The sequence below is a fragment of the Bacteroides sp. AM16-13 genome, assembly GCF_003602705.1.
In the GTDB taxonomy this organism is placed as follows: Bacteria; Bacteroidota; Bacteroidia; order Bacteroidales; family Bacteroidaceae; genus Bacteroides; species Bacteroides xylanisolvens.
In genome coordinates this window covers 145,028-158,718 of sequence record NZ_QTLK01000011.1, presented here as the reverse complement: position 1 = coordinate 158,718, position 13,691 = coordinate 145,028, and the positions used below count along the sequence as shown (strand labels likewise).

At 42.7% G+C, this 13,691-nt stretch carries 6 protein-coding genes; 3 read left to right on the top strand and 3 right to left on the bottom strand.

The window, feature by feature from the left end; all coding sequences use genetic code 11:
* Positions 1 to 52: 52 nt before the first annotated feature.
* Complete coding sequence (gene mgtE / locus DW173_RS11135) at positions 53 to 1,393, bottom strand: magnesium transporter (RefSeq protein WP_004312092.1); 1,341 nt, start codon at positions 1,391 to 1,393, stop codon at positions 53 to 55.
* A 61-nt stretch (positions 1,394 to 1,454) separates the two neighbouring features.
* A complete protein-coding gene (gene rsmA / locus DW173_RS11130) occupies positions 1,455 to 2,255 on the bottom strand; it encodes a 16S rRNA (adenine(1518)-N(6)/adenine(1519)-N(6))-dimethyltransferase RsmA (protein WP_004312093.1) in 801 nt (266 codons plus the stop codon).
* A 116-nt stretch (positions 2,256 to 2,371) separates the two neighbouring features.
* On the opposite strand from rsmA, the gene DW173_RS11125 reads away from it, so the two are divergent.
* Positions 2,372 to 3,358: a lysylphosphatidylglycerol synthase transmembrane domain-containing protein gene (locus tag DW173_RS11125; RefSeq protein WP_004315816.1), complete on the top strand. Its 987-nt coding sequence runs from the start codon at positions 2,372 to 2,374 to the stop codon at positions 3,356 to 3,358.
* 121 nt (positions 3,359 to 3,479) lie between these two features.
* Positions 3,480 to 4,937, top strand: a complete 1,458-nt coding sequence (locus DW173_RS11120) for an aminoacyl-histidine dipeptidase (protein ID WP_120144455.1) — start codon at positions 3,480 to 3,482, stop codon at positions 4,935 to 4,937.
* A gap of 766 nt (positions 4,938 to 5,703) precedes the next feature.
* On the opposite strand, the gene DW173_RS11115 is transcribed toward DW173_RS11120, so the two are convergent.
* The gene (locus tag DW173_RS11115) at positions 5,704 to 7,371 is read right to left on the bottom strand and encodes an ISL3 family transposase (protein ID WP_087321590.1); all 1,668 of its coding nucleotides are present in this window, start codon (positions 7,369 to 7,371) and stop codon (positions 5,704 to 5,706) included.
* 460 nt (positions 7,372 to 7,831) lie between these two features.
* Between DW173_RS11115 and DW173_RS11110 the strand changes: the two genes are divergently transcribed.
* The gene (locus DW173_RS11110) at positions 7,832 to 13,576 is read left to right on the top strand and encodes an alpha-2-macroglobulin family protein (RefSeq protein ID WP_199722835.1); all 5,745 of its coding nucleotides are present in this window, start codon (positions 7,832 to 7,834) and stop codon (positions 13,574 to 13,576) included.
* Positions 13,577 to 13,691 lie beyond the last annotated feature (115 nt).

Below are 13,691 nucleotides of genomic sequence, written 5' to 3'. Positions count from 1 at the left end.
TAAAACGATTACTTCATACTATTTTGCTTATTTTTTTTTGTTTATCGTGTTTTTATGACAATAAAACGGTTATTCCCATGTACAACATCATTCCGATGATGTCATTTGTAATGGCTATAAACGGACCTGTTGCAATGGCTGGATCGATTTTGAACTTCTCCAATGTCATCGGTACCAGTGTCCCGAAAATAGAAGCGAACATTACCACGGCAAACAGGCTGATGGATACGGAATAGGTGACCGTAGCCGTTGCGCCGAACCTGATAAAGTTGTAGGTGTATACTAATAAGGAGATAATAGTGGCATTAATTAAAGCTACTACCGATTCCTTGGTAATCTGCTTGAAGGTATTTTTAGCGTCCAGCGAGCTGTTTGCCAAACCCTGTACGATGATTGCCGAAGATTGTGTTCCAACATTTCCTCCTGTACCACCGATTAGCGGGATGTATAGTGCCATTTCGGGATGGGCAGCAAAGGTGGAGTCGAAATTACCCAATATCATAGAGTTGCCGATTCCGCCGATCATACCGATTAATAACCAGGGGAGGCGGGCAGTGGTCTGTCTCAATACATTATCGTCCGTTTCTACGTCCTGCGAAAGACCGGATGCCAACTGGTAGTCACGTTCCGACTGCTCACGGACTTCATCCATGACGTCGTCGACGGTGATTTGTCCCACAAGCCGACCGATACTGTCGACAACGGGGATAGCCACCAAGTCATACTTCTCAATCGCCTGTACTACCTCGTCAATGGGAGTATCTACGTGTACCGAAATCGGATCTTTCTGCATCACGTGTTTCACTTTGGATACAGAAGGGGAAGTAATCATCTTTTTGAGCGGGAAGATACCTCGCAGACGTTCGTCATCGTCAATGACATATACGTAATAGATTTCGTCCAGCTCTTCCGCCTGTTGCCGCATCTCTTTCAGACATTCGGGCATACTCCAGTTTTCGTTGACGAGTACCATTTCCGTACCCATCAAACCACCGGCGGTATTTTCGTCGTATTTCAACAAGTCGACGATGTCTCCTGCCTGTTCGATGTCTTCGATGTGCGAAAGAACCTCTTCCTGCTTGTCTTCATCGAGTTCACGCATCAGGTCTACGGCATCATCCGTGTCCATGTAGTCAACGAAACGTTTGGCGATTGTCTCCGAAGGAAGCATTTCGAGCAGCTCTTTACGAGCATCTTCGTCCATTTCGACAAGCACGTCGGCAGCAATTTCGTTATCGAGCAGGCGATAGACGAACTTAGCCTCTTCCGCATTCAGGTCATTGCACAATTCGGCGATGTCGGCCGGATGGAGGTCGATGAGAAGACCTTTTACCTTGTCGGCGTCTTTTTGCTCAATAAGGTGTTTAACGTTGTCAATGTATTCCTCGTTCATCGTTGTCAATTACAAATTACGAATTACAAAATCCAGTTCTCTGCTCACTGTTACCCGCCAATTATTGGGCGTTGCCGGCTGTCTTTAGTGCTTCTTCCACTTTATTGGTCAGATCGATAAATTCGGCTACCGATAGTTGTTCCGGGCGTTTATTAAATAAGATGTCCTCCGTGAGCGGACAATCTTTGCCTAAAATAGGTTTGATGGAGTTGCGCAATGTTTTCCGTCGCTGGTTGAAGGTCGTTTTCACTACTTGCTTGAACAGTTTTTCGTCGCATCCCAACTCTTTAGTCTCGTTGCGTGTCATACGGATAACAGCACTTTTCACTTTGGGAGGCGGATTGAACACGTGTTCGCTGACAGTGAACAAATATTCCACTTTATACCATGCCTGTATCAATACGCTAAGGATACCGTATGTCTTGCTGCCCGGTCCGGCTGCAATACGTTCGGCTACCTCTTTTTGAATCATTCCCGTGCAACAGGGGACGATATCTTTGTTGTCCAGCATCTTGAAAAAGATTTGGCTGGAAATATTATACGGGTAATTACCAGTCAGTACGAAAGGCTTCCCGTCGAACAACCGGTGAAGATTCATTTTCAAGAAGTCATCTTCGATGATGTGGTCTTCCAGTGACGGATAGGCTTCGCGAAGATAAGCAACCGACTCATAGTCAACTTCTACGACCTTTACCAATCGGTCTTTCTTTACTAGAAACTGGGTCAATACTCCCATACCCGGCCCCACCTCTAAAATAGGCAGTTCGGGGAAGGTGTCGACTGTATCGGCAATATCTTGCGCAACTTTCAGATCTTTCAGAAAGTGTTGTCCGAGAAACTTTTTAGGCTTTACTAATTTCATTTACCAACTAAATAATTACTTTTGCAGCTGACAAAGGTAATTCTTTTAAATGAAGAACGTACCACTATTTATTAAAAAATAAATGATGTGTCAGCGAAGCTAATGAAGAATTAAGGATGAAGAAACTATTAAAAAAGACGCTGAAACTGATATTACCGGTTGTTTTAGGCGGCTTTATCTTATTCTGGGTATATCGCGACTTTGATTTTACAAAAGCGGGCGATGTGTTGTTACACGGTACAAATTGGTGGTGGATGCTCTTCTCGTTATTGTTCGGAGTGTTTGCACAAGTCTTTCGTGGTTGGCGGTGGAGACAGACATTGGAACCGTTGGACGCTTTCCCGAAAAAGAGCGATTGCGTGAATGCTATCTTCATTTCATACGCTGCCAGTCTGGTGGTTCCCCGGATCGGGGAGGTGAGTCGTTGCGGAGTGTTGGCGAAATATGATAATGTCTCGTTTGCCAAGTCGTTGGGAACAGTCGTTACGGAACGGTTGGTCGATACGTTGACTATTCTCCTCATCACAGGCATCACTGTATTGCTCCAATTACCGATATTCGTCACTTTCCTTCAGCAGACCGGAACGAAAATCCCTTCATTAGTCCACCTTTTGACTTCGGTATGGTTTTATATCATTCTGTTTTGTTTTATTGGTGTGGTGATACTTCTTTATTATTTAAGAAAAACGTTGTTCTTCTATGAACGGGTGAAAGGATTTGTATTGAATATATGGGAAGGAATTATGTCTTTAAAAGGCGTGCGTAACATTCCTCTCTTTATTTTTTATACACTGGCTATTTGGGCTTGTTACTTTCTCCATTTCTATTTTACATTCTATTGCTTTGCCTTTACGGCACATTTGGGTATCCTTGCGGCATTGGTCATGTTTGTCGGCGGTACGTTTGCCGTAATTGTGCCTACCCCTAACGGAGCGGGACCCTGGCATTTTGCCATCATTTCTATGATGATGCTTTATGGAGTAAACGTGACGGATGCCGGAATATTTGCCCTGATTGTACACGGTATTCAAACCTTTTTGGTTGTTTTATTGGGTGTGTACGGCTTGGCTGCTCTGCCGTTCACCAATAGACATCGGGCGTAAATTTTTAGCTAAAAGTGTATATTCTTACATGTTTTTGCCAACCTCCTTTGTCATCTGAAAACTTTTCCATAACTTGGCACTGTTTAATTATCAGATTTAAAATAGTTTTAAAATATTTATTATGAGTACCATTCTTTCTTTAGCTCCACAGAACGTGTGGAAGCATTTTTATTCGTTGACACAGATTCCCCGTCCGTCAGGGCACATGGAAAAGATTACAGCATTTCTTTTAGGTTTCGGAAAAGAGCTGGGGCTGGAGTCTTTTGTAGACGAAGCAGGTAATGTGATTATCCGTAAACCCGCCACTCCGGGTATGGAAAACCGGAAAGGTGTGATTCTTCAGGCGCACATGGATATGGTTCCGCAGAAGAACAACGATACTGTACACGATTTTGAAAAAGATCCGATTGAAACTTATATAGACGGTGACTGGGTAAAAGCAAAAGGCACTACTCTGGGTGCAGACAACGGACTGGGTGTAGCTGCTATTATGGCTGTGTTGGAAGCAAAAGACCTGAAACACGGTCCTTTGGAAGCTCTTATCACGAAAGATGAAGAAACCGGCATGTATGGTGCATTTGGCTTGAAGCCGGGTACACTGAACGGAGAGATTCTTTTGAATCTGGACTCGGAAGATGAAGGCGAATTGTATATTGGTTGTGCCGGAGGTATGGATGTAACTGCAACTTTGGAATATAAAGAAGTAGCTCCCGAAGAAGGAGATGTGGCAGTGAAAGTTACATTGAAAGGATTACGCGGCGGACATTCGGGATTGGAAATCAATGAAGGACGTGCCAATGCTAATAAGTTGCTGGTTCGTTTCGTTCGTGAAGCGGTTGCCAGCTATGAAGCCCGTTTGGCTAGCTGGGAAGGTGGTAATATGCGTAATGCTATCCCACGTGAAGCACATGTGGTTATTACCATTCCGGCTGAAAATGAAGAAGAACTATTGGGCTTGGTGAAATACTGCGAAGACCTGTTCAATGAAGAATATTCGGCAATTGAAACACCGATCAGCTTTACGGCTGAACGTGTGGAACTTCCTGCGGGTCAAGTGCCTGAAGAGATTCAGGACAATCTGATTGATGCAATCTTTGCTTGTCAGAACGGTGTGACCCGTATGATTCCTACTGTTCCGGATACGGTAGAGACTTCTTCCAATCTTGCTATTATTACGATTGGTGGAGGAAAAGCAGCCATTAAGATTCTGGCTCGCAGCTCGAGTGATAGTATGAAGGAATATCTGACTACCAGCTTGGAGTCTTGTTTCTCTATGGCAGGTATGAAGGTGGAAATGACTGGTGGATATTCCGGTTGGCAGCCTGATGTTAATTCTCCGATTTTGCATGCGATGAAGGCCTCTTATAAGCAGCAGTTCGGTGTAGAACCTGCAGTGAAAGTAATCCACGCAGGCTTGGAATGTGGTATTATCGGTGCTATTATTCCGGGATTGGATATGATTTCTTTTGGCCCGACTTTGCGTTCACCGCACTCACCGGACGAAAGAGCATTGATTCCTACTGTACGGAAGTTCTACGACTTCCTGGTGGCTACTTTAGAACAAACTCCACTGAAATAAGCGTATTCTTTATTATGTAAATATTCTCCTATTATATAATAGGTATTTATAGCGAAGGCACGGATGAGATTTCATCCGTGCCTTTTTGTCATATTTGTTGCAGGCTATATTACAATTTTATTTCATAACAAATAAATTAATTGATGCAAATCAAGAAATATGCTATAAAACATAAATTTCGCTCTTTTTTAGATCAATGTATAAACAAAGGCCGTATTTTTGTGTTATAAAACATGTAATTAAGAGGATAACAAAATGAAAAGTTTAAAAAGATTGTTTAGAAAGATCGGCGAAGCCGATGTACATGTTTGGGGATATTCAACAATTAATGCTAAACCAAACAAGTAAGTTTTATTTTTTAGTTTTCAGGAATTAGTAATTTAAAGTTTTAAAGATTATGGCAAAGAAAATGAGTTCTTTAGTTAGAAAAATCCTTAGTGAAGTAGGTCGTAATGAAATGCTTTCATGGGGGTACAGAATTGAGAAATGAGAAAGAGTACATTAACTAGGTTTAGAGTGGGGATACGTTATTAAAGACGATATCCCCACTTTTTTATATAAAAAGAGATATAGGGTGAGGAGGGGAATAAAATGAAGGAGCATTTAACTCATGTCGGTGCAGTTTTGATTCTTTTCACCACAGAGGACACGGAGGGCACAGAGGTGAATTGGGTTTATGACTTACGGTTGTGGGCATAATTTTGACGTGTAATCCTCATACTATAAAGTTGAAAAAGGTTCTTCGTCAAATTTGGTGGTACTTCTTCTATTGTGAATAAAGAATCTTGGCTCTCAGTAGTTTGCTTCCTGCCCTATTGTACATCTGCCTTTTTACCGCTTTAATTTTATTCACTGTCCCCTCCAGTAATCCGTTACTGAAGGGGATATCAATAGCTGCCTGTACTGCCTCCCAGTCTTTTTCAATACCATATGCAAAGTTCGTCAGTGCCATATTCCGTGTTGCCTTCGCTTTTTCAATCCACTTTCTAATATCCTTATCATAAGTGTTCCCATTAATCATATCTCTGAAATTCTGACACACGCTTAAGAGTTCTTTAATCTGTGGTGAGGACTTATATAGTTCCGCTAGTTTAGGATTATCCGATTCTCCCTTTAGAATGTATTTGCGTATCTGATTCTGTGAAACTCTCTGTGTTTTACTTCCGTTTTCAATGCTCTCATTATGCTCCTTGACTTCCTTCCTCTTTTGTTGATACATTTTTCGCAAGCTGGATGTTATCCTTCCAATAAGTGCGCCACTGATTTTACTCCCCATTTTTTGTGCCAATATTTTTCGGGTAATACAGCCCGCACTAATGATTGTAGCCAGTTCGGATACATATTTAAGAGCTGTCTTCTGTTGCTCATTCAAGTATGCCCCTATTCTCCTGTTGTGAATGAGCTTATAAATGTAGCGACTTTTCTTGCCCAAATGCGCGGCTGTCTGCTCAATGGTCATCCCCTGCATTTTTAAGTTCAGGCTTTCCCTGTATATCTTCAATTTTTCTCTGTGTCGGACATCTCCCATGTTAAATATGTCCTGAAGAATTAACGAAGAAGCCGTGTCTCTGTCAGGATATTCGTATTTGAGCTTTTGCTTGGTCTGACGAATCATTTTCTCTATTTCCGGTATCATCGTGTCCGTCATATTCTTGGTTAGATGGAACCGGTCGCAGATTTGTGTAACACCAGGGATTATTCTGTTTATAGCCTCTGTGAAACATCTTCCACGGTCTCTCGTTATATATTGTATTTGAGGATTCCGGGTGAGCCAGTTATCAAGCGCTTCTCCGTTTCTATCCTCTAACAAAGCAATAGGCATGTGTGTCATCTGGTCTACGACCACACTCATATAATCCTTACCTTTTTTATAGGCAAAATCATCAATACCTACATAAATACTTTTATTATGCATAGGATTATGTTGCCCGCACTGTTGTAGGATGCGTAAGCAGGAAGAGCTACTGGCCGTTATATGGAACAGCTGCAAAAGAGAAGAGGCCTTTCGGGAAGTAAGTTCCAAGCTTATCGATCTGATGCGTTCCTCAACAAGATAGCTCCGTCTACCATACCGACGAGCCAGAAAAGACAACGGTTCGCAGAATATTTTTCGCGGACAAGAAACATTTTCGCAATAATATTTGCCAACCTTTATGACTAACTCCAAAGTATGACCGTAAACTTCAAGATCCTGAATATGACGGGAGTAATAACTGTGTAATCGGTGACTGAAATGTCCGCAATAAGGACAGGAAGCCCCCTTGCCAGCCGTATGTAAAAAGACCGTCAATGAACCAACAGCTTCAGAGATACCATCTTGTTGCAGATTATCGTAGCCAGGACTGAATCTGAAATCATGGAATAATCCCCTATTTGTAGGAGGATTTTCTTTTTTTGATGTATATTTGTACGTTGTAGATATGGCTTGTTGCATTGTAACTCTTAATGATGTGGTGTCTTTAAAGTTACTAAAAAGCAAACATATCTACAACTTTTTATAGGATTAAGAAAGAAGAAGAGGAAAACCATCGAAATAAAAAAGAGATTACCACCAAATTTGACGAAGAACCGTTTTTTCAACTTTATAGAGGAAGGATTACGCATCAAAATTAGGGTCACAACCGTAATCATAAACCAAATTCACCTCTGTGCCCTCCGTGTCCTCTGTGGTGAAAACAGTGCAAAAATGAACTATTCAATTAAATAACAAACCGAATAATATTTTTTTATTCTAAAGTGAATCTGGTAATGAGCTAACGTCTATACGATACAGTATAAGGTTGGTAGCTTGATAAAAGTTTTTTTTAAGCTAAAAAGTACAAATCTTTAAACTTTATTTCTTTACTTTGTTATTTATAGAGTGAGACTTATAGCGAACTTAAACTAGAAAGATTATGAAAGTAAAGCAGATTTGTATGATGGTGCTACTATGGTTGGGAGTGATTCCGGCGGTGCAGGCACAGACTTTCGACAAATTATGGAAAGAAGTGGAGCAAGCAGAGAAAAAGAGCTTGCCTAAGACAGTGATAAAACTGACTGATGAGATTTATCAGAAAGGGGAAAAAGAGAAAAACTCTCCGCAGATGCTCAAAGCATACGCGTGGCGGATGAAATACCGGGAAATGTTGAATCCGGATAGTCTTTATGCCGGTCTGAAAGGACTGGAACAGTGGGTGAAACAAACCGACCAACCAATGGACCGTGCTATTTTGCATTCTCTGATAGCCGGAATTTATGCAAATTATGCTGCCAACAACCAGTGGCAACTTCGCCAACGGACGGAAATCGTAGGCCAAACGCCTTCCGCGGATATACGCGAGTGGACCGCCAATATGTTTGTAGAGAAAGTGCGGACAAATGTGAAAGAAGCCTTGGCTGACTCTGTGTTACTGCTCAAAACTTCTTCACGCGACTATATCCCTTTCGTAGAATTGGGGAAAACGAGTGAATATTATCACCATGACCTTTATCATTTATTGGCTTCCCGTGGCATTGATGCTCTGTTGCAAGTGGAAAAACTAGGTGGCGGGTACACTGAAACGAACGCCGTAAATCCGGTGAAGCAGGATATAATAGCTATTTACGGAAATATGCTTTCTGCTTATAAAGCAGCCGGATTGAAAGAAGGTTATGTGTTGACCGCACTTAACTATTTGGAATGGAGACGGGGAGCGGAACGGTATATCCGACCTCTCCAAGTAAAGGGAGAGGCTTCAGTATTGACGGATGACACTTACCTGAAAGCATTGAATACATTGAAAAGTAAATATGCTTCGGAGCCGATATGTGCTGAAGTGTACCTGGCACAAGCCCGTTATGCTATTGAAAAGCAACAGCAGGTTAATGCATTGCAACTTTGTGATGAGGCGATTCGTCTTTATCCGGGGTATGACAGAATCAATGCTCTGAAAAATCTTCGGGAAGAAATATTGGCTCCTTATTTGAATGTCTATGCAGCAGATCAGGCTTTCCCGAACGAAGAGATAGAACTAAGAGCCTCACATAAGAATCTGGATGGTTTTACCGTCCGGATTTATCAGGCGAAGAAACTGATAAAAGAACAACATTACTCTGTAATTCGTCCGGAAGATTACCGGACACAGGACACGGTGTTTACATTCAAAGCTCCCGAACTTGGAGCTTACGTAATGCGTATCATACCGGATATTCGTGCAAAGAGAGACAGTGAAAGCAAATTTGACGTAACACGTTTCAAGGTGTTGACTTGTCGTCTGCCGGAAAAACAATATCAAGTGGTGACGTTGGACGGACAGACGGGACATCCTATTTCGAATGCGAAAGTTACGATGTATAGTAACGATGAAAAAGTTTTGCAAGAGTTTACGACGGACAAAGATGGTAAGGTAGTATTTCCCTGGAAATCTGAATATCGTTATCTGAAAGCTTCCAAGGGCACGGATACAGCGATACCGAAGCAAGGTATCTATGCAGGAAGTTACGGATATTACGGTGACGAAGATAAGGTAGCGGAAAATATGACTTTATTGACTGACCGTTCTTTGTATCGTCCCGGACAGACGGTGTATGTGAAAGGAATTGCCTATTCTCAAGAATCAGATACGGCGGATGTGCTTCCGAACAAGGAATATATGGTTACTTTATTGGATGCAAATAATCAGGAAGTAGGGCAGAAGTCGGTACGCACCAATGAGTTCGGCTCGTTTGCCACTGATTTCGCGTTGCCTTCAGCTTGCCTGAACGGAATGTTCTCGTTGAAGGCAGGAAGAGGTCGTACAAGTATCCGCGTGGAAGATTATAAACGTCCGACATTTGACATCACTTTTGAAAAGCAACAGGGAAGTTACAAGTTGGGAGATGAAGTGCAGGTGAAAGGCAAGATAGCATCTTATAGCGGTGTATTGCTTCAGGATCTTCCGGTAAAATATAAGGTGATGCGTTCTACATACAGCCTTTGGCGCTTTGCGGAATCGGTACAGATTGCTTCCGGTGAAGTGACGGCCAATGAGAACGGAGAATTTACGATACCGGTCCGCCTGCAGGAAAGTGATTCTTATAAGAATGATGATAAAGTATATTATCGCTATTCCATTGAAGCTACTGTTACCAATGTGGCGGGTGAAACACAATCTTCTACGGATGTCATTTCGGCCGGAAATCGTTCGTTGGTTTTGCAGGTGGAATTGCATGATAAGACTTGTAAGGATAAACCATTCGACACGATGTTTAACGTGCAAAACCTGAATGGACAACCTGTGGAAGTGAAAGGAAATTATTACTTATATCCTGCCAAAGACCAGGATTTCAAACAACTGGAAGAGAAACCGGTTTTAACGGGAACTTTTACTTCTAACGAAGAAATAACGCTCGATTGGAAGAATCTTCCTTCGGGCCCTTATGTACTGAAAGCATCGGTGAAAGATAATCAGGGCAAGGAAGTGACTACTGATACTAACACGATTCTTTTCTCCATTGAGGACAAACGTCCGCCTGTTGAAACGACGGTTTGGTTCTATGGAGAAAATATGGAATTTGATGCGACTCATCCGGCTGTATTCTGCTTCGGTACGTCGAAAAAGGATACTTATGTGATGATGAATGTATTCTCCGGTGATAAACTGCTGGAAAGTAAGACGTTGAACTTGTCTGATACGATTGTTCGCTTCGAATATCCATATCAGGAGAGTTATGGTGACGGTGTGTTTGTGAATTTCTGTATGGTAAGAGATGGACAGGTTTATCAGGAACATGCCCGGCTGACCAGACGTGTGCCGGATAAGACATTGACTATGAAGTGGGAAGTATTCCGCGATAAGTTGCGTCCCGGACAGAAGGAAGAATGGAAACTGACGATTAAAACGCCGCAAGGACAAGCCGCTAATGCGGAGATGCTGGCAACGATGTATGATGCTTCACTGGATAAGATATGGAACCGTCAGCAGAATTTCCAAATCTTCTATAGTCAGATTGTTCCGTATTCTAATTGGATGAGCGGATATTCCGGCAATAATTCATTTAATTACTGGTGGAATACGAAAAGCCTTAAAGTGCCGGGATTGGCGTATGATTATTTCGTGATGTCTTCCGGTGTAGGAAATGTATATGCATTGTCGGAGTCTTTGGCTGATGGAGTGGTGGTTAGAGGTCTGGCGGTTCAGAGAAAGGTGTCGATGACAGGAAGTGTTACAAGCTGGAGCAATGCGGTGGAAGTGAAATATGTACCGGCTTTAGTCTCCGATGCTTCTGAAGATGTGGAATTTGAGTCAGGATGGGGCCAAACGGGAACACTTGGTAAACTTGATGAAACGTCCGGAAACGAAACACTCCCTGAAGCTCCTGCCGACCTGCGTACAAATCTTGCAGAAACGGCCTTCTTCTATCCGCAACTTCGTACCAATGAACAGGGAGAAATCTCGTTCTCTTTCACGATGCCTGAAAGTCTGACACGTTGGAACTTCCGTGGATATTCTCATACGAAAGGGATGCTGATGGGAACATTGGACGGTGAAGCTACCACGAGTAAGGAATTTATGCTGACTCCTAATCTTCCCCGCTTTGTACGTGTGGGAGATAAGACTTCTCTTACAGCTTCTATCTCTAATATGACTGGTAAGCCGCAAGCCGGAACAGTAACTCTGATTCTTTTTGATCCGATGACGGAGAAAGTAATCAGTACACAAAAACAGAAATTCAGCCTTGTTGCCGGAAAGACGATTGGCGTGAGCTTCCAGTTTACCGTCAGTGATAAATACGAAATATTGGGATGCCGGATGATAGCCGACAGCGGTACTTTCAGCGATGGAGAACAACAGTTGCTTCCGGTGCTTAGCAATAAAGAACATTTGGTAGAGACACTTCCAATGCCTGTACGTGGAGAAGAAACCCGTACTTTCTCACTCGACCACCTGTTCAACCAACAAAGTAGAACGGCAACCGACCGTAAACTGACTGTCGAGTTTACAGGAAATCCGGCCTGGTATGCTATTCAGGCATTGCCTTCTTTGAGTCTTCCTACAAGCAATAATGCGATCTCCTGGGCTACGGCATATTATGTAAATACCTTGGCTTCGTTCATTATGAACAGTCAGCCGAAGATCAAAGCAGTGTTTGAAAGTTGGAGATTGCAGGGAGGTACGAAAGAAACCTTCTTGAGCAATCTGCAAAAGAATCAGGAAGTGAAGAACATCATTCTGTCCGAATCTCCCTGGGTGCTCGAAGCGCAAACGGAAGAGCAACAGAAAGAACGTATCGCCACTTTGTTTGATTTGAATAATATCCGTAGCAATAATATAGCGGCTTTGACCCGATTGCAGGAGTTGCAGAATGCAAGTGGTGCATGGTCTTGGTATAAAGGAATGACCGGCAGCCGATATGTTACTGCCTATATCGCCGAACTGAATGCCCGTCTGACTATGTTGACAGGTGAGAAATTAACAGGTACAGCTCTCTCCTTGCAACAAAATGCTTTCACTTACCTTCATCAATCAGCTTTAGACGAATATAAGGAAATCCTGAAAGCACAGAAAGAAGGAGTGAAATTTACCGGTGTTTCGGGCAGTATTCTGCAATATTTGTATCTCATCGCTATTTCTGGAGAGCAGGTGCCTGCGACCAATAAAGCTGCTTATACCTATTATCTTTCTAAGGTAGGAGAATTGCTTACTTCTCCTTCGATGGATACGAAAGCGGTTGCCGCTATTGTACTGGATAAAGCCGGACGCAAGAAAGAAGCACAGGAATTTGTCGCTTCTTTGAAAGAATTCCTGACCAAGACGGATGAACAGGGAATGTTCTTTGCTTTCAACGAGAATCCGTATACATGGGGCGGAATGCAGATGCAGGCTCACGTAGATGTAATGGAAGCATTGGAGGCGATAGGCGGTAACAGCGATACCGTGGAAGAAATGAAACTTTGGCTGTTGAAGCAAAAGCAAACACAACAATGGAACTCTCCGGTAGCTACTGCCGACGCGGTATTTGCGTTGCTGATGAAAGGTGTTAACTTGCTCGACAATCAGGGAGATGTACGGATTGTAATTGCTAATGAAGTGCTGGAAACGGTTGCTCCGAGTAAAACAACTGTTCCCGGATTGGGATATATCAAACGTTCTTTCACACAGAAGAGCGTGGTGGATGCCCGTAAGATTGAAGTGGAAAAGAGAAATCCGGGTATCGCCTGGGGAGCTGTATATGCAGAATTTGAATCCCCCATCAGTGATGTGAAACAACAGGGTGGTGAGTTGAATGTAGAGAAACAATTGTATGTGGAACGTATGGTAAATAATGTCCCTCAATTGCAGCCTATAACAGCGAAAACAGTTCTTCAGGTAGGTGATAAAGTCGTTTCCCGTTTGAGCATCCGTGTAGACCGTCCGATGGATTTTGTGCAGTTGAAAGATCAGCGGGGAGCTTGCTTCGAACCGATCGGCAGCATTTCCGGCTATCGTTGGAACAACGGACTGGGCTATTACGTAGACATCAAAGATGCATCGACCAATTTCTTCTTCGATCATTTAGGAAAAGGAGTATATGTATTGGAATATAGTTACCGTGTCAGCCGTGCAGGAACTTACGAAACAGGTCTGGCAACCATGCAATGTGCATACGCACCAGAATATGCTTCACATTCTGCTTCGATGACGGTAGCTGTTAAAGAGTAACGCAGGACATTTGTAAGAGAAATATTCAGGCACGCATTATGCCTATTTTACGGTTCATTAGATAAACTGAAACCATAAAATAGGCGTAATCCGTGCCTGAATCTATTTGATACCT